At 66.7% G+C, this 21,986-nt stretch carries 18 protein-coding genes and 1 tRNA gene; 8 read left to right on the forward strand and 11 right to left on the reverse strand.

Annotation, left to right across the window (positions count from 1 at the left end; genetic code table 11):
- The first annotated feature begins 62 nt into the window (after positions 1-62).
- Entirely contained in the window at positions 63-752 is a 690-nt protein-coding gene (locus ACFOJE_RS11630; protein ID WP_377814516.1) for a VIT1/CCC1 transporter family protein, read from the forward strand.
- A 316-nt stretch (positions 753-1,068) separates the two neighbouring features.
- Here the strand turns inward: ACFOJE_RS11630 and ACFOJE_RS11635 are convergent.
- From ACFOJE_RS11635 to ACFOJE_RS11650, 4 genes are all read right to left on the reverse strand, one after another.
- Positions 1,069-1,158: transfer RNA gene (locus tag ACFOJE_RS11635), tRNA-Ser, on the reverse strand.
- Between the two features lie 124 nt (positions 1,159-1,282).
- Positions 1,283-2,314: a helix-turn-helix transcriptional regulator gene (locus ACFOJE_RS11640; RefSeq protein WP_377814517.1), complete on the reverse strand. Its 1,032-nt coding sequence runs from the start codon at positions 2,312-2,314 to the stop codon at positions 1,283-1,285.
- Between the two features lie 176 nt (positions 2,315-2,490).
- Positions 2,491-3,132, reverse strand: a complete 642-nt coding sequence (locus ACFOJE_RS11645) for a hypothetical protein (protein ID WP_377814518.1) — start codon at positions 3,130-3,132, stop codon at positions 2,491-2,493.
- A gap of 119 nt (positions 3,133-3,251) precedes the next feature.
- On the reverse strand, positions 3,252-4,748 hold the full coding sequence (locus tag ACFOJE_RS11650) for a sensor domain-containing diguanylate cyclase (protein ID WP_377814519.1): 1,497 nt from the start codon (positions 4,746-4,748) through the stop codon (positions 3,252-3,254).
- 618 nt (positions 4,749-5,366) lie between these two features.
- Here ACFOJE_RS11650 and ACFOJE_RS11655 point away from each other — a divergent pair.
- Positions 5,367-6,098, forward strand: a complete 732-nt coding sequence (locus ACFOJE_RS11655) for a response regulator (RefSeq protein WP_377814520.1) — start codon at positions 5,367-5,369, stop codon at positions 6,096-6,098.
- Positions 6,083-7,264, forward strand: a complete 1,182-nt coding sequence (locus tag ACFOJE_RS11660) for a sensor histidine kinase (RefSeq protein WP_377814521.1) — start codon at positions 6,083-6,085, stop codon at positions 7,262-7,264. Before ACFOJE_RS11655 ends, ACFOJE_RS11660 begins: the two co-directional genes overlap by 16 nt.
- 18 nt (positions 7,265-7,282) lie before the next feature.
- Here ACFOJE_RS11660 and ACFOJE_RS11665 read toward each other — a convergent pair whose 3' ends face one another.
- From ACFOJE_RS11665 to ACFOJE_RS11680, 4 genes are all read right to left on the reverse strand, one after another.
- Positions 7,283-9,565 carry an ELM1/GtrOC1 family putative glycosyltransferase gene (locus ACFOJE_RS11665; RefSeq protein WP_377814522.1) on the reverse strand — a complete coding sequence of 761 codons (2,283 nt, stop codon included), beginning with the start codon at positions 9,563-9,565 and terminating at the stop codon, positions 7,283-7,285.
- Between the two features lie 149 nt (positions 9,566-9,714).
- The gene (locus tag ACFOJE_RS11670) at positions 9,715-10,068 is read right to left on the reverse strand and encodes a hypothetical protein (RefSeq protein WP_377814524.1); all 354 of its coding nucleotides are present in this window, start codon (positions 10,066-10,068) and stop codon (positions 9,715-9,717) included.
- A gap of 232 nt (positions 10,069-10,300) precedes the next feature.
- Entirely contained in the window at positions 10,301-11,746 is a 1,446-nt protein-coding gene (locus ACFOJE_RS11675; protein ID WP_377814525.1) for a SulP family inorganic anion transporter, read from the reverse strand.
- Between the two features lie 188 nt (positions 11,747-11,934).
- Positions 11,935-12,924, reverse strand: coding sequence for a sulfotransferase family protein (locus ACFOJE_RS11680; RefSeq protein ID WP_377814526.1), 990 nt, complete (start codon positions 12,922-12,924; stop codon positions 11,935-11,937).
- 522 nt (positions 12,925-13,446) lie between these two features.
- Between ACFOJE_RS11680 and ACFOJE_RS11685 the strand changes: the two genes are divergently transcribed.
- The 5 genes from ACFOJE_RS11685 to ACFOJE_RS11705 all read left to right on the forward strand — a co-directional run bounded on the left by ACFOJE_RS11685 (position 13,447) and on the right by ACFOJE_RS11705 (position 18,134).
- Positions 13,447-14,343: a TauD/TfdA dioxygenase family protein gene (locus ACFOJE_RS11685; RefSeq protein ID WP_377814527.1), complete on the forward strand. Its 897-nt coding sequence runs from the start codon at positions 13,447-13,449 to the stop codon at positions 14,341-14,343.
- A gap of 45 nt (positions 14,344-14,388) precedes the next feature.
- Positions 14,389-15,432: an ABC transporter substrate-binding protein gene (locus tag ACFOJE_RS11690; RefSeq protein WP_377814528.1), complete on the forward strand. Its 1,044-nt coding sequence runs from the start codon at positions 14,389-14,391 to the stop codon at positions 15,430-15,432.
- Between the two features lie 5 nt (positions 15,433-15,437).
- Complete coding sequence (locus ACFOJE_RS11695) at positions 15,438-16,214, forward strand: ABC transporter ATP-binding protein (protein WP_377814529.1); 777 nt, start codon at positions 15,438-15,440, stop codon at positions 16,212-16,214.
- A 50-nt stretch (positions 16,215-16,264) separates the two neighbouring features.
- On the forward strand, positions 16,265-17,134 hold the full coding sequence (locus ACFOJE_RS11700) for an ABC transporter permease (protein WP_377814530.1): 870 nt from the start codon (positions 16,265-16,267) through the stop codon (positions 17,132-17,134).
- A gap of 241 nt (positions 17,135-17,375) precedes the next feature.
- Positions 17,376-18,134 carry an SDR family NAD(P)-dependent oxidoreductase gene (locus ACFOJE_RS11705; protein ID WP_377814531.1) on the forward strand — a complete coding sequence of 253 codons (759 nt, stop codon included), beginning with the start codon at positions 17,376-17,378 and terminating at the stop codon, positions 18,132-18,134.
- A gap of 43 nt (positions 18,135-18,177) precedes the next feature.
- Here the strand turns inward: ACFOJE_RS11705 and ACFOJE_RS11710 are convergent, their stop codons facing one another.
- The 3 genes from ACFOJE_RS11710 to ACFOJE_RS11720 all read right to left on the reverse strand — a co-directional run bounded on the left by ACFOJE_RS11710 (position 18,178) and on the right by ACFOJE_RS11720 (position 21,756).
- Positions 18,178-19,161 (reverse strand): 2-hydroxyacid dehydrogenase, encoded by a 984-nt coding sequence (locus ACFOJE_RS11710; RefSeq protein ID WP_377814532.1) that lies wholly within the window; start codon positions 19,159-19,161, stop codon positions 18,178-18,180.
- A gap of 88 nt (positions 19,162-19,249) precedes the next feature.
- Entirely contained in the window at positions 19,250-20,245 is a 996-nt protein-coding gene (locus ACFOJE_RS11715) for a sulfate ABC transporter substrate-binding protein (RefSeq protein ID WP_377814533.1), read from the reverse strand.
- A gap of 182 nt (positions 20,246-20,427) precedes the next feature.
- Positions 20,428-21,756, reverse strand: coding sequence for an OprD family porin (locus tag ACFOJE_RS11720; RefSeq protein WP_377814534.1), 1,329 nt, complete (start codon positions 21,754-21,756; stop codon positions 20,428-20,430).
- Positions 21,757-21,986: the final 230 nt, after the last annotated feature.

A 21,986-nucleotide genomic window follows, 5' to 3' on the forward strand; every position in this document is an offset into this window, starting at 1 on the left:
TGCATGCTCGAATCGTCGAAATTTCCCTTGTAGACGGGTTATGCAGCCGCAGTAGGGGTCGTATGAGACATATTGAAAGACATAAAACACAACGGATCGGCTGGCTCCGTGCGGCCGTTCTCGGGGCAAATGACGGCATTATCTCTACCGCCAGCCTAGTGCTGGGCGTCGCGGCGGCAGGCGCTGACTCCCAGGGCATCATGGTTGCGGGTGTTGCCGCTCTTGTCGCCGGTGCCATGTCGATGGCCGCCGGTGAGTATGTTTCGGTCAGCTCACAGGCGGATACCGAGCGTTCCGACCTGGACCGTGAACGCAAAGAGCTGGCTGCGGATCCGAAGCACGAACACGCAGAACTGGCAGCCATTTATGTCAGGCGTGGATTGGATCCCGAACTGGCTTCGACCGTCGCCGATCAACTGATGCGTCATGATGCACTGGGCGCGCATGGGCGCGACGAGCTGGGCATATCCGAGGCCCTGACCGCGCGTCCCGTGCAGGCGGCATTGTCATCGGCGGGAACATTTTCGGTGGGAGCCATCCTGCCACTCCTCATCGTTCTCTTGTTCCCGTCTTCGGCATTGGTTTGGGCCGTTTCCGGCGCATCCCTGTTATTTCTCGCACTCCTGGGTAGCCTGGCTGCCTGGACCGGTGGTGCATCGGTAATGACGGCGGCTGTACGGGTGACGTTCTGGGGGGCCTTGGCGATGGCCCTGACTGCGGGAGTCGGGCGATTCTTTGGGGTAACTACCTGATTTTGCGGTCCCTATTCCTGAAGTCGCCCCGGCTCATGTGCAACGCCGCCCCCAGTCGAAGGTGCGTTAGGAGAAATGAGCGCTGCATCTGTCGAGACAACTCGTGGCGCCATGGGAAGTCCCCGCGGGAAGCTGGGTCGTTTCAGGCTTGAGCGCACCACTTCATTCCGGACTACGCAGCTAGCAAGAGGGGCGTTTCCATAGAGTGGGATCGATTGCTCGGACAGGCGGGAAGTGGCGATAGCCTGGTTGCCTGCAGAGAAAAACGAACGGTAGAAAATGAAAAAGCCCATGTAGTCATGGGCTTTTCAAAAAATGGCGGAGGCGGTGAGATTCGAACTCACGGAAGAGTCTCCCCTTCGGCGGTTTTCAAGACCGCTGCCTTAAACCACTCGGCCACACCTCCGCATCTGTGCGGGCGGCAATCTTACCGGATCGTATTGGTCTGTCAAACGGTTGATTCGCCGCCTGTTCCTTTGCTGTGACGAGAGTCGGCCCGGCCGTTTTTTCAACGGACCGGGTCGGAGCGTTCAGGCGGAGGTCTTCTCCATCTGCTCGCACTCATAACGCGCAGCAGTCTGGCGGAGTTTCTCCGCGATTCGGGCGCGCAGGCTGGGCGGGGACTCGACCACCAGGGCATCGCTCTGGGAAAGAATCCACCATTGCAATTGCCAAGTGTCGCTCATGGTCGCGCGCAGCCGGTAACCGTCCGGAAGCTTTTCCAGGGTCATGTCCGGGGACAGCGGCGTCTCCCCGAGCAGGCGAGCGAGATTGTCGCTGATCCAGGCCTGCAGCTCGATCTTGCTGGGGTTGCCGAACTGCAGGGCATCGCTGGCCAGGTAATCCTGCAGGTCGAAATGAGCCAGCCCGTCGGCGGGGATCGGCAGGATCTCGGCCTGGCGGAACCGGTGGGTGGCGTACTGGCGGATGTCGTCGTAGGGCGGCGAGGTGCAGATCAGGTAGGCGACCGGACCGCGCTGGACCAGGGCCAGCGGGTTCAGGATCAATTCGCGTTCCTTGTCGTTGTGGGCGGAGTAGTAGCGGCAGCGCAGCTGTTTTTCCTGCAGCAGCGCCTCCTGCAAGGTCTCCAGGATGTCCGCCGGGATCTGCGGCGGCTGCAGGTTCAGATCGGGATGGACGCAGGCGACCTTGTCCAGCCAGCGGAGCGTCTGGTTGCGCTCGGCGAGGCTTTCCAGCTTTTGCCGGGCGAAGCGGAAACGCGGCTCCAGCACTTGCAGCATGCTGCTGGGCAGGAGGGGGCGTATGGCGTCCTCGATCAGCGCCAGGCTCAGGGCTTCGCCCAAGCTGACGCCGGGCAGGTTGACGCTGGCCCCGGCGCTCCAGTACCAGCCCTGAGGGGTACCCTTGTCGTTGCATTGCAGCGCGAACGGCTTGGATAGATCGTTCAGATCGCGCTCGATGGTGCGTCGGGTGACCTTGAAACCGGCTGACACGATCTTCTTGTGCAGATCGGCGCAGGTGATCCCCGGAGGCCGGGGAGGAATCAGCTGCAGGATCTCCCACTGCCGGGTGAGGGTGTTGCGGTGTGGCGACGATGGCAAGGTACAGCCCCTTGTCCTGACGGATGCAGCAGGAATGATCGGGTTCGTCGACTTTGATGTCAATGTGATATCACTGCCGCCGCTTAGCCGGTGCCGCGAATTCGGGCATCGATAGGAGCGCGGCTCACTGCTCCGGCCATGCCTGGCCACAGGCGCGGCCTTATTGGCTCATCCTTTCAGCGGCAGGCTTGGGTGAGCAGCTCGGCCGGATGTCGGCCGAAGCGCAACAGCTTCAGGCGTTCGGGATGCCGAGCGACCAGCCGTTCGCTCAAGCCCAGCACGCTGCCGGGACGAGCGTTGATTTCCAGCAGGCCGTGGCGTGCCAGACAGCCCTCGTCGTACAGGTAGGGCAGGAAGTCCTCCTCCGGAGTATCCAGGAGCGAGGCCAATACCCGAAGGGTCCGGTTGAGGCCGAGTTGCCCCAGGTGTCCGGCGGCATCGCCGAGCAGGGGCTCGGTCTGCAGCAGCACGCCGAGCCCGAGCAGGCGCTGCCCGACCCTGTCCAGGCCGATCAGGTCGCCGAGAGCTAGCAGGTTGTCGCGCAGGCGGTCGGGGTAGTCGGGGGCGGGAAAGGCCTGATCGAAGGCCTGACGTTCGTGCTTCAGGCGCAGCAGGGCCCGGATCGGATCGTAAGCGTTCGAGCCGGTCATTTCCGCCAGGCCGAGATCCGCGGCCAGGCCTTCGTCGTCGAAGCCAAGGCGCTGGAGGAGGCTGCGGTGCCCGTTATGGTCGATCATCAGCCGATAGGCCCATTTCAGCACCAGGAGAGACGGGGCGGGGCGGATCGCAGGCGTGGCTGGCGAAAGTGCTATGAGCATGCGGTAAGTCCTTTACCAAGAAGAGTCCTGAAGAGCTGGCGCATTATGTCGCCACCCAGTGGCGTAGTGCATCCCGGGAATGGTCGAATGCGTCCGGGGGCTGGGAATCCGGAAAGCCATCATGAGGGCTCCCCGGCGACGATGCGATTGCGCCCGGAGCGTTTGGCCTGGTAGAGGGCTTCGTCCGCCCGGGTGAGGGCCGACGACAACGAGCCACCGCCGTGCCAGCAGGCCACGCCGGCCGAGATGGAGATCGGCTCGCCGGTGGGGCTCGGCTCCTGGGCGAAGCAGCGACGCAGACGCTCGGCGACTTGCGCGGCGGTTTCGAGGGAGGTGTCGGGCAACAGCATCATGAATTCCTCGCCGCCCACCCGGCAGAGCAGATCGTCGCTGCGCGACACGCGGCGCATGAGTTGCCCCGCGAACTGGATGACCTGATCGCCGACCTCGTGCCCGTGGGTATCGTTGACCTGCTTGAAATGGTCGATGTCGATCACGATCACCGCGAAGGGACGCTGCTGGGCTTCCCACTCGGACAATGCCAGGCGTTTGCCGCGCCGGTTGGTCAGCCCGGTCAGCGGGTCGGTGATGCTTTCCCGGTTTAGTTTGCGCAGCCGTCGATGCAGCCGACCCAGCCCTTCCAGCATGGCCTGCCTGAGCTGCTCGGCTTCGAAATAGCCGGTGCGCACCTGCTCGATTCGTTCCCGGGCGATGGTCGATTCCCAATGCTCGGTGACGGCCAGTTGCTTGAGCGGTCGGACGATCCAGCCGCCCAGCCAGACGCTGGCCATGAGCACCAGAAGGACGAACGGAAGGGTTCGTCCCAGGGTGCGCAGCATCAGTCCGGACAGGGGCTCCAGGGCCGCATCGGCCGGCTGCAGGATCGCGATGCTCAAGCCGGCGCTGCGCAGCGGGGCGTAGCCGGCAAGCCAGCCGGTTCCCTGGGCATCGGTCAGGGCGCCGGACCCGGACAGTCCCCGGCGTGCGGCTTCGGCCAGCGCTTCTGCCGGGAAGTTCGCACCATGCGGATGGAGCGGACGACCCGCGCGGTCCAGCAGATAGACATGGGTAGCGACCCGCTCTTCTGGCCGGGCATGGAACAGGCTACTGCCTGCCACCGTTCCGCCGATACGGCCCTGGTAACGGCCATCCGGCGTCTGGATCGGCCGTGTGACGACGATCGACGGATCGTCGTTCGCGGGCATATCGATAACCTTGATCAGGGGCTGGCGTCGCTCCATCACAGCCTCCGATTCCGCCGTCCCTTTCGACGTGTCGGCGGATGCCGGCTTCGGTGGCGTGCCGGCGAGGACTCGGCCATCGGCTTGCACGACCCAGCTCGAGGCGAAGGTGCCGGTCTGCCGTCCCAGGCGTTCGCTTTCCTCCCCGGGGTGGGCCTGACCAGTCGCCAGCAGGTTGGCGCTGTAGGCCAGCTGCGCCTGCGCTGCCTCCAGCAGGGTGTCGGTGCTCTGGGCGAGCTGAGACGCGGACGCCTGGTTGGCATCCAGCGCCTGCTCGAGCAATTGCTGGCGCAGCGTCCGGTAGCTGGCATGGAGCGTGACGGCGTAGATCAGCAGGGAGAGGGTGGTCATCGCCGACAGGATCAGCCAGCGCAAGCGGATTCGGTACATAGGGCCTTGGAGAAACACGGAGACGGACGGCTGACCACGAGCTCCTGTGCAGAGCTGCTGTGGTCTTGTGGCATGTCTGGATGCGCGGGTCCTTCAACCGGGACTTCGTGTCCTGGCTCCGCTGCCGGCTGTCGGCGAATCGGGGAGGGGGATGGGTGATAGGCTGTTCCGCATGACGGCGCTCCTGCTTGTCCGGGGAGCGGTGAGTATCCGGTCATACAACGACATTCCGTGTCGCGCTGAGTCGGGAAGGCGCCTTGCGTTCGAGCGTTCGCGCTCATCCCGCCGCGGCAGGCCCGATCGCCTCCGCTGGTCGATGGCGCCTTTTCCGGCGAAGACGATATCGCCCGTCTGGAGTACAACGTACGACTTCCGGGCCGGGCGCAGGGTCTCCGGTTCGTGGCACCGCTCAACGGAAAGATCGCCATATCGGCCGTTTGGGAGTATGAGCGGCGTATTTACAACTGCAGCCGGTCTGGGCAGGCTGCGGCTATCGGGGGCCGAAGCGCTAACGTGCTTGCCGGACGAGGCCACGAGCCGATGGCCGCCCGCCCATGCGGGCAACCCCCAGGACTACTGCATGCTTCGAGGTAAGCCAGTTTCATGAGTAACGACCCCCGGTCTTCCGCTCCTCTCGTTCTGTGCGTGGAGGATGAGTCGAATATCGCGGACATCCTCGTCGCCTACCTGCAGCGCGACGGATTGCGCACTGCCTATGCCCGCGACGGAGTCGAGGCCCTAGGCCTGTTTCGCCGGCTCGAGCCGGATATCGTGCTGCTGGACATTCGCCTGCCCGGCATGGATGGGGTGGATCTGCTCAAGACCATCCGTAGCGAAAGCGATACCCCGATCATCATGGTCAGCGCTCTGGCGGACGATTTGGACAAGATGCTGAGCCTGCGCCTGGGCGCCGACGACTATGTGGTCAAGCCCTTCAACCCCGCCGAGGTGGTGGCGCGCGTGCGGGCCGTCCTGCGGCGGACGGTCCGCTCCGACCCCAGGCCGGCGAGCCCGGATGCGCCGTTGCGGGTCGGCTGTCTGGAAATCGACCGGCGGGCCTACGTCGCACGGGTGGTCGACGGCGAGAATGGCGAGAGCCAAGCGCTGCCGCTCACCCTGACCGAGTACCGCCTGCTGGCCTACCTGGCCGACCGGCCTTTTCACTGCTTCTCGCGGAATACCCTGATCGAGGCCTGCCTGCCCGAAAGCGATGCCCTGGACCGGGTGATCGATTCGCACCTGAGCAAGCTGCGGCGCAAACTGCAGGATGCCGGCTGCAGCGACCTCATCGAGACCGTCCGCGGCATTGGGTATCGGTTATGTCCAAAATCCTAGATCGCATCTGGGTCCGCTTCGGGCTGAGCATCGCCCTGACCGTGCTGGCCACGGTCGGCATACTGACCGCGACCGTCTTCATCGCCACCAAGATCGAATTCCAGCGCTTCTACGAGGACCTGCCGGCCGGCGCGCGTCAGGAGATGAGCGAGTTCTTCGAGCAGGCCGAGGATTCCCGGGATCGCGGCCAGATGATGGCGTTCTACAAGAAGTACTGGCATGGGCAGGCCACCCGGGACGGGGAGCAGCTGGCCCTGATCATGGGCTTGATCTTCTGCGTTCCGTTCGGCCTGATCGGCGGTTTCTGGATCTCCCACTTGGTCACGTTGCCGGTGAACTCCCTGGCCGAAGCCGCCAGGCGAATCGCCCAGGGCGACTTCACGGTGCGCTCCTCTTCGCGCAGCCAGCGCGGCGAGATGGCCAAGCTGGTCAGCGACTTCAACCACATGGCGGATTCGCTGGAGCGCCTCGAGCAGGAGCGCAAGAGCACGGTGGCGGCGATCTCCCATGAGCTGCGCACGCCACTGGCGATCCTCCAGGCCAGGCTGCACGCGCTCTGCGACGGGATCATCCCGGCCCAGCCGCAGGAGTTCGGCAAGCTGCTCGAGCAGGTCGAGCACCTCGGGCGCCTGGTGGACGATCTGCACACCCTGTCGGTGGCCGATGCCGGGCGTCTGTCCCTGCACCCGACCACGGTCGATCTGGCAGCGCTCGCCCTGGACATCCTCGGCAAGTTTGCCAGCCGCCTGGAGCGTTCCCGGATGAGCGCGGAGCTGGTCGTGGAAACGCCGGATCTGCACGTGCGGGCGGACGAGGACCGGCTGCGTCAGGTCATCAACAACCTGATCGAGAACGCGCTGCGTTACGCCCATGAGGGCCAGTGGCTGGAGATCGGGCTGCGCGAGGAGGGCGAGCAGGCGGTCATCACGATCAGCGACGCCGGTCCCGGCCTGCCGGAAACCATCAGAAACCACCCCTTCCAGCGCTTTCACCGGTCCGACGACTCGCGCAACCAGGCCACCGGGGGATCTGGCCTGGGGCTGGCCATCGTGCAGACCCTGACCGAGCTTCACGGCGGAACGATCGAGAGCGACACCTCGACCCGCGGCGGCACCCGTTTCACCATCCGTCTGCCGCTGGAGGGCCGGAGCGAGGCGATCCTCTAGCGCCGCCCCGGCCGGTGCTCAGAGCGGGACCGGCCGGTCGCCGGTGACCAGCTCCCGGATCGCCTGCAGGGCGCGGGTGCGCGAGGAGACGAACAATTCCGGCGGCAGGCCCGGTGGCTGGTCCAGGCCTCCCGGCAGCGGCTCCACGCCCAGGGTCTGGTGCACCTTCTGCAGTTGCAGTTCGCAGGCGAACCAGCCGGCGCCCACCATCCAGTCGTAAATCCGTTCGAGGGCGCTCTGCTGGCGCGGCATTTCCCGGCCGTCGGCCTCCTTGCGCGTGCCATCCAGCCGCATCACCAGTTCATGGTGCAGCCTCTGCGCTGCATTGCGCCGGGCAGGCAGGGGGAACATCGCTACCGGCCGGCCCGTCATGCAGGCCTCGGTCATCATGGAGACCGTCTCCCCGGTCACGATGAAGGCATCGGCCAGCGCCAACAGGGCCCGGTGGGGGTTGTCGCCGCCCTTATCGAAGCGGTAGCACCAGTTGGGGGTGTCGATGGCGGCCAGCAAGGCATCCGCGGCCTTGGCGCCGGTACGCGGACTGGTCGACACCAGCAGCGAGCCGCCGCGTGCCCTGACCGCGTCGCTGGCCTCCCGGCCCAGATCGCGGGCGATCTGCGCATCGAACTGGAGGGGCGTGCTCTTGCCCCCGACTAGCAGGGCGACCCAGGGCCGCGGCAGATGGGCGAAGCGCTGCCGCCAGACCTCCAGCTCCCCGGGCTCCAGTCGCGGTGCGTCGATGAAGGGGGCCGGCAGGTCCTCGAGGTTCTTCAGAAGCGGCAAGCCGTACTGGGGGGCGGCCAGCACCAGGTCGAAGCGGCCCAGCGGCATGAGCGGACGCCCCACCAGCACCAGGCGCGTGCGACTGCCGGCCCGCCGGCGTATCTCTTGGGCCAGTGGCGCCGTGCGGCGTCCCGAGCTGATCACCAGATCCGGCCAGGGCGGGGACATCTCCTCTATGCGGGCCCCGTAGCGCTTGACCTCGTAGGGCCAGCCCAGGGACTCGGCGATGTTCGTCAGCTGCGCGTTGTCACCGGCATGCTTGCCCTTGAGTACCCATACCCTGGGCGTCACGGGCCCGCCCGGGCTGCGGTGGGCGAAGTCGGCCCGGAAACGTCGCGTCTGTCCCGTGCGGTCCCGGCAGTCCAGCTGCCAGCCGCGGTCGGGGTAGCGTCGCGCTATCCGGCGCAGCAACTCCCGCCAGCCGTCCGCAGTGCCGATCTGCGTGCCCGCCGGGCCGACTCCCACCCTCACCAGGACCCACTGGCGGCCGAGCTGGAACAGGCGGTCGAGGAGCCAAGGGATGTCCCCCACCGGCATCCGCTCGAGGCCGCTGGCGGCGATCACGTCCCGCGCCGGCAGATCCTCCCGGCGCAGCCACTCTAGCGGCTGGCGCTCGACCGGATGGCCGCCGTCGGCCGGCTCGCCCCAGTTGCCGACCAGCAACAGCTGCGCGTTGTCGGACTCCAGCGCATAGCTGCAGTGGGCTTCCGGCAGCGTCTGCGGCCCCTGGGCCAAGCGCTCGCAGGCCGCGGCGAAGCCCGGGCTGGGGCTGGTCGCGGTATGGACTTCATAGCCCGCGGTATCGGCTTGCTGCTCGAGGCCGTGGAAATATTCGGCGCGCGGATGGTGATGGTAGGAGAACCGCTCGGGCCGGGGCCGCCAGGGCTGCAGGTAGCGAGTCGAGTAGTGCAGCAGCTTGGACTGGCCGTGGCGGTATTCCAGGTCGCGGGCATGCCAGCGCGGATCGAGCGCGCCCCAGCGGTCGTAGGGGGCGGCCGCCAGGGCTTCGAGCGCACTCTGGGGCTCGCGGCAGGCGCTGGCGTAGCTCCAGCACCCGGCCATGCGCTCGCAGTCGATGAGCATCACGGCCGTCTCCTGCGGCAGCAGGGACAGGTAGCCATGCTCGCCCATGGGCAGGTCGAAGAGTTCGGCGGGGTCGTCGGCGTAGAGCTGACCGACGTCGTTGTAGATCGCCCGCCCCTGACGCCCGGCCAGCTCCGGAACGGCGAAGCGGTAACGGTCGATGCCGCCGCACTGGCCTTTGCGCGCGAAGCCCGGGAGGTCGATCAGGCGGTAGATCTCGTAGCGCCGGTCGGGATTGCGCACCCGCTGCAGGGAATAGAAGAAGACCCGTTCGGCCCGGTAGTGCTCGGCCTGGGTGCCGAGGAAGATGCGCACCGCGGGGGCTTGCGGGGCTCCGGCCCGGGCCTCCAGCACCACGGGCAGCAGTTTCGGCAGGTTCGTGGATCCATCCGAGTCGTTGCCGTCCAGGCCAGATTCTTGCAAAAGGGCGCTCATACATCTTCTCGTTCTAGAGCTTCGAAGCCGACAGGCAATTCCGTCTTCTCCTGCGTCGGAGCCGGCGGGCGGTCGATGGGCAGGGACAGGGCTGATTCGGGGCTAGTTCGAAGCGTTCCCGGTGGCGTGCGAGCCGTTCGGGGTTTGTCTCAACCTGTGGGGCGCACAGCCGCCGGCAGGCGGCTGGTGCAGGGCTCTCTCTGTTCCAGGGCGGAGCGGATTCCGACGCCATCGGCCCGGCGTACATGGGCGGCGGCCTCGGCCATATCCTCGGCGCGGTACTTGGCCGCCATCGGACCCGTGCGATAGACGCCGCGTTTGCCGTGCATCAATACCAGCTCCTCGCTCTCGGCGTCATTGACGATCCGCAAGGCCCGGAGCATCCCGTCGTTGCGGCTGACGGCGGTCTCCGGAACGGAGCGAGGTCTCTCCGCCGGGCAGGGGGCTGCGGAGCCGTCCGCACGGGCGATTCCGAGTTGCAAGGTCAGACGAGAACGGAACAAGACGAATACACCAACGGAGAAGGACTCCCGCCACCTGCCTTAATCAGGGAAATTCTGAAGTGCACGTCGCCGCCCCTTTTGCGCTGCGCTGAGGGTACGGCTCTGGCGATCAATATCTCGTCAATTGTAAGTAAAAAAGGCATAAAAACCGACCGGTTTCAGCCGGGCGCCCCATCGGGGCGCGATCGCAGGAGCCGCTGCGATTGGGGCTGGATGCGGAGGCCCGTCGTACTCAGTCGTGATGGACTCCGGCGCGCTTGAGCAACTGCTTGCAACGCTCGGACAGGTGCAGCACGCGCAGGTGCTTGCCGGCCTTGGCGTAGCGCTCGCGCAGGGTCTTCAGCGCGGCGATGGCCGAGTAGTCGCCGAAGCTCAAATGGCGGCAGTCCAGCGTCACCCGGGGCGGGTCGCCGGCGGGGTCGAACTGGTCAAGGAAGGGCGTGGTGGAGGCGAAGAACAGCGTGCCGTGCAGCCGGTAGAGCTTGCTGCCGTCGGCTTCCCGATGGCTGTCGGCGTACAGCTCGCGGGCCTGTTGCCAGGCGAAGTTGAGCGCGGCGATGACGATGCCGCAGAGCACGGCGGTGGCCAGGTCGGTGAACACGGTGATGACGGTCACGGCGAAGATCACCAGCGCATCGTTCCGCGGCACCTTGTTGAGCACTCGCAGCGAGGCCCAGGCGAAGGTCTGCTGGGCCACCACGAACATCACCCCGACCAGGGCCGCCAGCGGGATGCGCTCGATCAGCGGCGCGAGGAACAGCACGAACAGCAGGATCATCACCCCGGCGACCACCCCGGAGAGCCGGCCGCGGCCGCCGGAGCCGAGGTTGATCATGGTCTGGCCGATCATCGCGCAGCCGCCCATGCCGCCGAACAGGCCGGACGCCAGGTTGGCCGCGCCCAGCGCCACGCATTCGCGGTCCGGGTAGCCGCGGCTCTCGGTGATCTCGTCGGTGAGATTCAGGGTCAGCAGGGTTTCCAGCAGGCCGACCAGCGCCATCAGCACCGCGTAGGGCGCGACGATGCCCAGCGTTTCCAGGCTCCAGGGCACCTGCGGCACGGCCAGCGCGGGCAGGCCGCCGGCGATGTGCGCCATGTCGCCGAGAGTGTGGGTCGGCAGGTCGAGCAGCCAGACCGCGAGGCCAACGCCGAGGATCGCCACCAGCGCCGGCGGCACGGCGCGGGTCAGGCGCGGCAGCAGGTAGACGACGGCCATGGTCGCCGCCACCAGTCCCAGCATCAGGTACAGCGGCGTACCGCTGAGCCAGGCCTCGCCGGCCTTGAAGTGCTCCAGCTGGGCCAGGGCGATGATGATCGCCAGGCCGTTGACGAAGCCGAGCATCACCGGGTGCGGCACCATGCGCACCAGCTTGCCCAGACGCAGCAGACCGAAGGCGACCATGATCAGCCCGCCGAGCAGCACGGTGGCCAGCAGGTACTGCACGCCGTGCTGCACCACCAGCGCGACGATCACCACGGCCATCGAGCCGGCGGCGCCGGACACCATGCCAGGGCGGCCGCCGAACAGGGCGGTGAGGGTGCAGATGATGAAGGCGCCGTACAACCCCATCAGCGGATTGAGGTGGGCGACCAGGGCGAAGGCGATGCACTCGGGCACCAGGGCGAAGGAGGTGGTGAGTCCGGCCAGGACATCGGCGCGCAGACGTTGGGCTTTCATGGCTTACCTGAAATGGAGGCCGGCTGGGCCGGCCGCGAACGACGGAAAAGGGAGGCGGCGGATGTTACGGCGCCGAGGCCGCTCCGGCCAGCGATCCCGGACTCTCGCTGGGCGATGTCACGCTTTCCGGGAATACCGGGCGGGCAGGCGGCCTCCGTCGCGGTCGCCGGCCGAGCGCCTTGCGCCGTTCAGACGGCGAGCCAGTGGCCGAGATCGCGGTCCAGCAGCCGCGACAGGTGGGCGATGTCCTCCGCCAGGGTCTCGCGGATGTCCCGGCGCAGCGCGGCGTCGAGCGCAATCTTGGGCGCCGGCGCCTTGTTCCAGTCGAGCAGCGCCTTGCGCCCGCTCATCACCGCGGTGAGCAGCGGCGAAGGTCGCTCCGGCTTATCCAGCGGCTTCAGCCGCAGGCGGTACTTCTCTCCGGCCATGAAGCCGCGCACGGCCATCGGCGGGCGCTTCAGCAGGCGCTGCAGCCAACCGACCTTGAAGCCCTGGCCGGCCCGGCGGGCGGCGAAGTCGGTGCGGCCGTCGTCGGGCAGGTCGAGAAAATCCAGCATCCGCCGGTAGAGCCCGGCCGGGTCCTGGGCCAGATCGTCGTACACCGCCACGAAGCAGCGCTCCCGGCCCACCACCGAGAAGAAGCGCTCCACGTGCTTGCCCAGGCGGCCGATCTCGTCGTACTGCAGCCAGCGCGGGTCGAGGCAGCTGCGCGGGATCTGGCGGCCGCGGGCGCGCTCGCCGAGCAGGCGCCAGGCACTGGCGAAGTCGGGCACGACCTCGTCGCCCAGGTAGAGCAGACGCTGATGCAGGGAGGGGAGCATGGCCATGGGGTCGCGTAGGGCGATGATGAACTTGGCCTCGGGCCAGACGCGCAGGATGGGCTTCATCTGCTCGGCGGCGTAGAGGTAGGACACCGAGCCCTCGGCCATGAGCGGACGGTCGGCAGAGTAGTGGCCGAAGTAGCGCGGCAAGTAGTCGTTCTGCAGGGCCTGGCGCAGTTCGGCGTCGGGGAGCCCGTTGAGGTCGTAGCGGGAGAAGAAGTGCGGTTCCTTGACGGAGGAGAAGGTAACGCCGGGATGCTCCGCAAGGTAGTTCGAGAGGGAGGTGGTGCCGCAGCGGGGCGCGCCCACGACGCAGGCGAAGCGCTGCGGGATGGCGTCGAAATGGTGTATTGGCATGATTGTTCTTCGAATTTTCGATGAAAATAGGTCGACAGACTCCGTTGCCGAATACGACAGGCATTATTGCCCGATTCTTCACTGGGTAAGCCTGAAAATACAGGCTGAAGCAGGTACGACTGTTCCTTATGGATGGAAAAAGCGAGTCGATCCAGTGCCTTGGCGAGCCATTCACTATCACCGTTCCATGTTTCCGGTTTCTTGCCGTGAGTCGACCGGAAGAGCTGTTCGTGACGTTCGTCTCGATCTGGGCGGCGTTTCGATATCGAACGCGGAGTCGTCGCCGCAGCGCTCGAAGAGTCCGCGGCGGACTTTCCTTGGCTTGGGGCGAATGGACGAGGAACGGTCGACCATAAGTTAATTCAAAATCGTTATTTAAATTTATTTTTATATTCCATTAGATTGAGGCCGTCGCGTACTCGCCGGCCAACCGCCGAGCCGCATGAAACAGGAATGAGCGCGCCATTCGCGCCTAGTGACAGTCCCTCGGGCCGTCGCCCGATCATGCGTTTGGAGATATCCATGTCAGCGGTTGAATCCCTCGTGCCCGTAACCGACGCTCCCGCCCAATCGTTCGAGATCCGTCCCCTGGACGGCGGCCTGGGTGCGGAGCTCGTCGGTCTGGACCTGTCCCGCCCGCTCAGTCCGCAGGATTTCGCCCGTGTCCACGGCGCGCACCTGGAGCACAAGCTGCTGATCTTCCGCGACCAGCGCATCACCCCGGCGCAGCAGGTCGCCTTCAGCCGCCGCTTCGGCGAGCTGCAGATCCACGTGCTCAAACAGTTCCAGCTCGCCGGGCAGCCGGAAGTCTTCGTCATCTCCAACATCGTCGAGAACGGCCAACCCGTCGGCCTGGGCGATGCCGGCAAGTTCTGGCACTCGGACCTGTCCTACAAGGAGGTGCCGAGCCTGGGCTCGATGCTCTACGCCCAGGAGCTGCCGGAGGAGGGCGGCGACACCCTGTTCGCCGACCAGCAACGCGCCTACGAGACCCTGCCGGAAGCGCTGCGCCGGGCGATCGAGGGCAAGTGCGCGGTGCATTCCTACACCGCCCGTTACGACGACGAGGTGTTCGAGGGCATCCGCCGGCCGCAGCTGAGCGCGGAGCAGCTGGCCGAGGTCCGCACGGTCGAGCATCCGGTGGTGCGCACCCACCCGGAAACCGGGCGCAAGGGGCTGTTCGTCAACGAGAACTTCACCACCCATATCGTCGACGTTCCGGAGGAGGAGAGCCGGCAGATCCTCGCCGAACTGTTCGCCCACAGCGCCCGTTCCGAATTCGTCTACCGCCACCAGTGGCAGCCCAACGATCTGCTGTTCTGGGACAACCGCTCGCTCATCCACCTGGCCACCGGCTGCCCCAACCACCTGCGCCGCCGCATGCACCGCACCACCATCCAGGGCGATGCGCCGTTCTGAGCGGCGACCGCTCGACCAGAAGTCAGAAATTTCCAGGAGTTCGTCATGTCACGCGAAAAATTCCCCTCCGGTCGCTCGCGCCTCGGCCGGCTGGCCGGCGCCATCGGCGTCTCCCTGAGCCTGCTGGCCGGTAGCCTGGCGGCACCGACCGCCGCCCACGCCGAAGGCCAGATCCGCATCGCCGAGCAGTTCGGCATCGTCTACCTGTTGCTCAACGTGGTCCGCGACCAGCAGTTGATCGAGAAGCACGGCAAGGAGGCCGGCCTCGACATCAAGGTCGACTGGACCCAGCTGTCCGGCGGCGCGGCGGTCAACGACGCGCTGCTGTCCGGCTCCATCGACATCGCCGGAGCCGGCATCGGCCCGCTGTTGACCATCTGGGACCGCACCCACGGCAAGCAGAACGTCAAGGGCGTGGCCTCGCTGGGCAACTTCCCCTACTACCTGCTGAGCAACGATCCCAAGGTGAAGACCATCGCCGACTTCACCGACAAGGACCGCATCGCCGTGCCGGCGGTGGGCGTCTCCATCCAGTCGCGCTTCCTGCAGTACGCCGCGGCCAAGCAGTGGGGCGACAAGGAATACAACCGGCTGGACAAGTACACGGTGGCCCTGCCGCACCCGGAGGCGACCTCGGCCCTGACCAGCGGCGCCACCGAGCTGACCGCGCATTTCTCCAACCCGCCGTTCCAGAACCAGGCGCTGGAGAACCCGAAGGTGCACGTGGTGCTCAACACCTACGACCTGCTCGGACCGAACTCGCCCACCGTGCTCTACACCACCGAGAAGTTCCGCACCGAGAACCCCAAGACCTACCAGGCCTTCGTCGACGCCCTGGCCGAGGCCGCCGATTTCGCGCAGCACGACAAGGCCGCCGCGGCGGAAACCTACATCCGCGTGACCGGGGCGAAGATCAGCAAGGAAGAGCTGCTGAAGATCATCGCCGGCGACGATTACCAGTTCAGCGTGACGCCGAAGAACACCTACCCGCTGGCCGACTTCCTCCACCGCGTCGGTGCGCTGAAGAACAAGCCGGCCTCCTGGCAGGACTACTTCTTCCCGGACGCCAAGCTGGCCCAGGGGAGCTGAAGCCGATGAATGCCCTATTGCAAGGCCACACGGCCAGCAATCTCCGGCCGGCGGCGCCCGTTGGGGCGCTGCTGCAGGTGGACAAGGTCAGCCTGGAATACTGCACCCCGCAGCGGGTGGTGCGGGCGACCCACGAGGTGAGCTTCGAGGTCGACCCGGCGGACCGCTTCGTTCTGCTCGGGCCGTCTGGCTGCGGCAAGTCGACCCTGCTCAAGGCGGTGGCCGGCTTCATCGCCCCGCGCGCCGGCGAGATCCGCCTGGACGGCGAGCGGGTCAGCCGGCCGGGGCCGGATCGCATCGTGGTGTTCCAGGAATTCGACCAGCTGCCGCCGTGGAAGACGGTGAAGCAGAACGTCATGTTCCCGCTCCTGGCCTCGCGCACCCTGTCCGGCGGCATGAAGGCGCGGGTGGCCATCGCCCGCGCGCTGGCCATGCAGCCGAAGATCCTGCTGATGGACGAGCCGTTCGCCGCCCTCGACGCCCTGACCCGGCGCCGGATGCAGGAGGAGCTGCTGGCGCTGTGGGAGGAGGTGCGCTTCACCCTGCTGTTCGTCACCCACTCCATCGAGGAGGCGCTGGTGGTCGGCAACCGCATCCTGCTGCTGTCGCCGCACCCCGGACGGGTGCGGGCAGAAGTCAACAGCCACCAGTTCGACCTGCACAGCCTCGGCGGCATCGCCTTCCAGCAGGCGGCGCAGCGCATCCACGGGCTGCTGTTCGACGAGCCGCCGGAGCGAGTGCCGCTCGACCTGCGCTTCCAGGACATCCGCCTGTCCTGCTGACCGCCACCCGCCGGCACTGCCGGACTCCACTCGCTACAGGAATCCTTCCCATGATCCATCCCTCGCCCGTACGCCGGGAAGAGTACGAAATCTCCCTGCAGCCGCTCACCGACCAGCCGCTGGAGCGCGAGCTGCCGCTGGCCACCCGCTTGTGGCAGCAGGGCTGGCTGCGCAAGGGGCTGATCCTCGCGCTGCTCGCCCTGGTCTGGGAGCTGGCGGCGCGCTACCAGGGCAACGACCTGCTGCTGCCGAGCTTCCTGCAGACCGCCCGGGCCTTCGCCGAAGGCATCGCCAGCGGCGAGCTGCCGGCGAAGGTCGGGATCTCCCTCGGCGTGCTGATCAAGGGCTACCTGATCGGCATCGTCCTGGCCTTCGTCCTGACCAGCCTGGCGGTGTCGAGCCAGCTGGGCCGCGACCTGCTGTCGAGCCTGACCGCCATGTTCAACCCGCTGCCGGCCATCGCCCTGCTGCCCCTGGCGCTGCTGTGGTTCGGCCTGGGCGAGAAGAGCCTGGTCTTCGTGCTGGTGCACTCGGTACTCTGGGCGCTGGCGCTGAATACCTACAGCGGCTTCCTCGGCGTCTCGGAAACCCTGCGCATGGCCGGGCGCAACTACGGCCTGCGCGGTCTGCGCTTCGTCGCCCTGATCCTGGTCCCGGCAGCGCTGCCGTCGATTCTGTCGGGCCTCAAGGTGGGCTGGGCCTTCGCCTGGCGCACCCTGATCGCCGCCGAGCTGGTGTTCGGCGCCTCCTCCGGCAAGGGCGGGCTCGGCTGGTACATCTTCCAGAACCGCAACGAGATGTATACCGACAAGGTATTCGCCGGCCTGGCGATGGTGATCCTGATCGGCCTGCTGGTGGAGAATCTGGTGTTCAACCTGCTCGAACGGGTGACGGTGAAGCGCTGGGGCATGCTGCGCTGAGAGCTCGTACGGGACCGGCGTGCGTCGAAATCGATGCTGGCCACCGAATGCCCGTAAACTCCGTTTCGCCCGCCCCGAACGAGAACTGACGGAAAACCCTTTCAAGGTCCTGCGTGCATCTCTGGTTCGAGAGCCAGGGCGCTCCTACGGCCACGGCTGGCCAGCAGTCGCGGCCGTTCGGCCGAGGGGTTGGAAGGGAATGGAACCTACAGACCAATAATCGCAAACAAGAGGATTGCAAATGGCTAAGGTCGTATTCATCACCGGCGCCACTTCCGGCTTCGGTCGCGCCGCGGCGCGGCGCTTCGCCGCCGACGGCTGGTCCCTGGTGCTCACCGGGCGCCGCCTGGAGCGCCTGCAGGCCCTGCAGGAAGAACTGGCGGCCCGGGTGCCGGTGCACGTCGCCGCACTGGACGTGCGCGATGCGCAGGCGGTGCTGCGAGTGATTGAGGAACTGCCGGAGGACTTCCGCCGGGTGCGCGCGCTGATCAACAACGCCGGCCTCGCCCTGGCGCCGGAGGCGGCGCAGAAGGTGGCGCTGGAGGACTGGCACACCATGATCGACACCAACGTCAAGGGGCTGGTCAACGTCACCCATGCGCTGCTGCCGACCCTGATCGAGACCGGCGCAGGCGCCAGTATCGTCAACCTCGGCTCGGTGGCCGGCCAGTGGCCCTATCCGGGCAGCCACGTCTATGGCGCGAGCAAGGCCTTCGTCAAGCAGTTCTCCTACAACCTGCGCTGCGACCTGCTGGGCACCGGCGTGCGGGTGACCGACATCGCCCCGGGCATGGCCGAGACCGAGTTCACCCTGGTCCGCACCAAGGGCGACCAGGCCGCCTCCGACCGGCTCTACCGCGGCACCACCCCGCTGACCGCCGAGGACATCGCCGAGCAGATTTTTTACGTGGCGAGCCTGCCGGACCACATCAACATCAACCGCCTGGAAGTCATGCCGACCCGCCAGGCCTGGATGCCCTTCGCGGTGGATCGCGACTGATCCGCCCCGTCCCGCACGGCGTGCCGTGCGGGACTGTCTCTCTTTACGCTGGTTGGCGCCGGGCCCAGACCTGCGGGTTGACCAGGTCCCGCGGGCGTTCGCCGAGCAGGGCGCGTTCCAAGTTGTCGATCGCCCGTTCGGCCATGGCCCGCCGGGTCTCGTCGGTTGCCGAGCCGATATGGGGAAGGGTGAGCGCGTTGTCCAGCTCGAACAGCGGCGAGCTGGCCAGCGGCTCCTTCTCGTAGACGTCCAGGCCGGCGGCGCGGATGCGCTTCTGCTGCAGGGCCTCGATCAGCGCCGCCTCGTCGATCACCGGGCCGCGGGCGATGTTGACCAGGATCGCCGAAGGCTTCATCAGCGCCAGTTCGCGGCGGCCGATGAGATGGCGGGTGCGCTCGCTCAGGGGCACCACCACGCAGACGAAGTCCGCTTCGGCCAGCAGTTCGTCGAGGCCGAGGTGGCGGGCGCCCAGCTCCTCCTCCAGTTCCGGCTTGCGGCCGTTGCCGTGGTAGATCACCTCCATGCCGAAGCCGAAGCGCCCGCGCCGGGCGACGGCCGCGCCGATCTTGCCGAGGCCGACGATGCCGAGGGTCTTGCCGTGCACGTCGGTGCCGAACAGGGCCGGGCCGATCGGGCCCTGCCAGTTGCCGGCCTTGACCCAGGCGTCCAGCTCGGCGACGCGGCGGGCGGCGCCCAGCAGCAGGGCGAAGCCGAGGTCGGCGGTGGTCTCGGTGAGCACGTCCGGGGTGTTGGTGAGGAGGATGCCGCGCTCGTCCAGGTAGGCCAGATCGTAGTTGTCGTAGCCCACCGAGACGCTGGCGAGGACTTCCAGCCGGCGCGCCTGCTCCAGCTGCTGGCGACCGAAGCGCCGGCCGACGCCGATCAGGCCGTGGGCCTCGGGCAGGGCGGCGGCGTACTGGGCGTCGATGTCCCGGCCGGGGTCGAGGAGGGTGACGTTGAAGTTCTGGCTCAGCCGCTGCAGGTGCTCGGGCGCCAGGCGGCTGAAGACGAAGACGTTCTTTTTCATGGTGATTCCGTTCTTGTGGCGGGGCGCGGTTGCCGGCGTCGGGGCGGGAAACGGCGGCTCGCCGCTCCCGCCCTGCGCAGCCGGACTGTCAGTGGCTGCCGTAGATCTGGTCGAACAGGCCGCCGTCGTTGAAGTGGGTCTTCTGGATCTGCGGCCAGGGACCGAAGGTCTGCACCACGTCGACCAGCTCGATCTTCGGGAAGCGGTCGGCGAACTCGGCGAGGATCTGCGGGTTGCGCGGACGCAGGTAGTTGCCGGCGGCGATGCGCTGGCCCTCGTCGGACCACAGGTACTTCAGGTAGGCCTCGGCCTCCTTGCGCGTGCCCTTCTTGTCCACCACCTTGTCGACCACGGCCACCGGCGGCTCGGCCTGGGCGGAAACGCTGGGGTAAACCACCTCGAATTCGCCGCGGCCGAATTCGCGGGCGATCATTTCCGCCTCGTTCTCGAAGGTCACCAGCACGTCGCCGATCTGGTTCTGCATGAAGGTGGTGGTGGCGGCGCGGCCGCCGGTGTCGAGCACCGGCGCCTGGTGGAACAGCTTGCCGACGAAGTCGCGGGCGGTCTTCTCGTCGCCGCCGTGCTTCAGCACGTAGCTCCAGGCCGAGAGATAGGTGTAGCGGCCGTTGCCGGAGGTCTTGGGATTGGGCACCACCACCTGCACGCCGTCCTTGAGCAGGTCCGGCCAGTCCTTCAGCTGTTTCGGGTTGCCCTTGCGCACGATGAACACGGTCGCCGAGGTGAAGGGCGCGCTGTGGTCGGGCAGGCGCTCGGCCCAGTTCTCCGGTATCAGGTTGCCCTGGTCGTGCAGGGCGTTGATGTCGGTGGCCATGTTCATGGTGATGACGTCGGCCTGCAGGCCGTCGATCACCGCCCGCGCCTGCTTGCTCGAGCCGCCGTGGGACATCTGGATCTGCAGCGGCTGGTTGCCTTCCGCCTGCCAGTGCTTCTGGAAGGCCGGGTTGTATTCCTTGTAGAAGTCGCGCATCACGTCGTAGGAGACGTTCAGCAGGGTGGTCGCCTGGGCGGCGCCGGCCAGGGCCAGACCGGCCGCCAGCAGGGAGGAGCGAAACAGTCGCTTCATGAATGCATCCTGGGGTTTTCGACGAAATGGGACGACTATAGGAAAATCTTTTTATTCCATAAAAGAATATTTAGTTAGGTGATTATTACCCAGATTGCCATCAGCAAAGGCAGCAAGGGGCCCGCATTCCGGCAAGGAGGCAAGAAGGGCGCGGACGGAACGTCCGCGCTGGTGAGGGTTCCTCAGAACAGCGGCAGGGTATAGCCGATGACCAGGCGGTTCTCGTCGATGTCGCGCTGGCTGCGCACGGTGCTGCGCAGCGAGGCGTTCCACCAGGCCAGGTTGAGGTTCTTCAGGGGGCCGCTCTGCACCACGTACTCCAGGCGCGCGTCGCGTTCCCACTCGTGGTCGTGGCGCGAGCTGCCGGCGACGGAGATGTCGTAGCCCTTGTTGTAGAACAGCCGGGCGGTCAGGCCGGGCACGCCGAGGGCGGCGAAGTCGTAGGTGTAGGTGCCGACCCAGACGCGCTCGCCGGGGCGGATGAAGCCGCCGACGTGGCGGTTGGCGATGGTGTAGGTGGTCACCCCGGGGCCGGAGAAGATGCGCGCCAGCTCGCTGTCGCCGATGTTTTCCTGGTAGCCCACGCTGAGCGCGTGGCCGCCGACCTTCCAGGTGAACTGGGCGCTCCACAGGTCGCTGTCGATCTCGCCCTTGTGCGGGTCACCGGCCACCCGTGCGTCGGCGACCCGGTAGCCGTCGCTGCGCCCGGCGGCGCTGGCGTTCTTGCCGTCGGAGGTACTGCGGAAGTAGCGCAGGTCGCTGATCAGGCTGCCCAGCGGCAGCGGCTGGGTGTGGGTCAGGCCGAAGAAATGCTGCTCGTAGTAGTTGTGCAGGGCGCCGTAGTAGTACTGCAGCAGCAGGTTCTTGCCGACCCGGTAGTCGGCGCCGCCGAAGTAGAACCTGTTGGTGGTCGGGGTACCGGCGCCGCCGGCGCTCAGCCCTTCCAGGTCGGTGGAGGCGCGCAGCCGGGTGCGGTCGATCTGGCCGGCGGTGAGGGTCAGGTTGCCGATCTCGTTGGAGGTGATCTGCCCGCCCTCGTAGGTGGCCGGCAGCAGGCGGCCGTCGTTGTAGACCAGCACCGGCAGCTTCGGCAGCAGGGTGCCGACCTGCGCCACGGTCTTGGAGTAGCGCGCCTTGCCGGTCAGGCCCACGCTGCTGAACTGGTCGGCGGCGCTGCCGTTGCTGCGCAGCGGGAACAGCTGCGGGGTGTAGCCGGGATTGTCCCCCGCGTTGGAGGCCAGTTTGACGCCGAACAGGCCGATGGCGTCGACGCCGAAGCCGACCGGCCCCGGGGTGTAGCCGGACTGGACGTTGAGCACGAAGCCCTGACCCCATTCCTCCGCCTTGGAGAGGGGCTGGGTTCCGCTCCGGTAATCCTGGTTGAAATAGAGGTTACGCAGGCTGAGGGTGGCCTTGCTGTCTTCGATGAAACCCGCGGCGGACGCCTGCTGCACGTAAGGCAGACCCACGATGCCCGCCACAATGGCCAGGGCCAGTGTGGACTTTTCCATTGCTAGATTCTCCGGATGATCGGTGTTTCGTCAGGCGGCCGTGCGGGCGTTTCGTGGTCGAATGGGCATGTCACCGGCCGACTTCGAAAGGGTGTTGTTATGTCGGCTGTATCAAGGGTTTTTAATAATCGATGTCTTTTTTTTAACTTCCTGTAAGTCCGTTTTCGAATAACGAATGAAGCGCGCAGAAAGGCCTCGGGCAGCGGCGGTCGGTTTGCGCGCCGCTACCG

Origin of the sequence: Azotobacter bryophylli (assembly GCF_042643485.1) — a bacterium.
GTDB classification, from domain to species: Bacteria; Pseudomonadota; Gammaproteobacteria; order Pseudomonadales; family Pseudomonadaceae; genus Azotobacter; species Azotobacter bryophylli.

Bases quoted from the DNA above. Each gene is read 5' to 3' on its own strand.
- ACFOJE_RS11710 (WP_377814532.1), bottom strand. From the start codon at position 19,161: ATGAAAAAGAACGTCTTCGTCTTCAGCCGCCTGGCGCCCGAGCACCTG.
- ACFOJE_RS11695 (WP_377814529.1), top strand. From the start codon at position 15,438: ATGAATGCCCTATTGCAAGGCCACACGGCCAGCAATCTCCGGCCGGCG.
- ACFOJE_RS11675 (WP_377814525.1), bottom strand. From the start codon at position 11,746: ATGAAAGCCCAACGTCTGCGCGCCGATGTCCTGGCCGGACTCACCACC.
- ACFOJE_RS11690 (WP_377814528.1), top strand. From the start codon at position 14,389: ATGTCACGCGAAAAATTCCCCTCCGGTCGCTCGCGCCTCGGCCGGCTG.
- ACFOJE_RS11630 (WP_377814516.1), top strand. From the start codon at position 63: ATGAGACATATTGAAAGACATAAAACACAACGGATCGGCTGGCTCCGT.
- ACFOJE_RS11660 (WP_377814521.1), top strand. From the start codon at position 6,083: ATGTCCAAAATCCTAGATCGCATCTGGGTCCGCTTCGGGCTGAGCATC.
- ACFOJE_RS11720 (WP_377814534.1), bottom strand. From the start codon at position 21,756: ATGGAAAAGTCCACACTGGCCCTGGCCATTGTGGCGGGCATCGTGGGT.
- ACFOJE_RS11700 (WP_377814530.1), top strand. From the start codon at position 16,265: ATGATCCATCCCTCGCCCGTACGCCGGGAAGAGTACGAAATCTCCCTG.
- ACFOJE_RS11680 (WP_377814526.1), bottom strand. From the start codon at position 12,924: ATGCCAATACACCATTTCGACGCCATCCCGCAGCGCTTCGCCTGCGTC.
- ACFOJE_RS11705 (WP_377814531.1), top strand. From the start codon at position 17,376: ATGGCTAAGGTCGTATTCATCACCGGCGCCACTTCCGGCTTCGGTCGC.
- ACFOJE_RS11665 (WP_377814522.1), bottom strand. From the start codon at position 9,565: ATGAGCGCCCTTTTGCAAGAATCTGGCCTGGACGGCAACGACTCGGAT.
- ACFOJE_RS11685 (WP_377814527.1), top strand. From the start codon at position 13,447: ATGTCAGCGGTTGAATCCCTCGTGCCCGTAACCGACGCTCCCGCCCAA.
- ACFOJE_RS11715 (WP_377814533.1), bottom strand. From the start codon at position 20,245: ATGAAGCGACTGTTTCGCTCCTCCCTGCTGGCGGCCGGTCTGGCCCTG.
- ACFOJE_RS11645 (WP_377814518.1), bottom strand. From the start codon at position 3,132: ATGCTCATAGCACTTTCGCCAGCCACGCCTGCGATCCGCCCCGCCCCG.
- ACFOJE_RS11655 (WP_377814520.1), top strand. From the start codon at position 5,367: ATGAGTAACGACCCCCGGTCTTCCGCTCCTCTCGTTCTGTGCGTGGAG.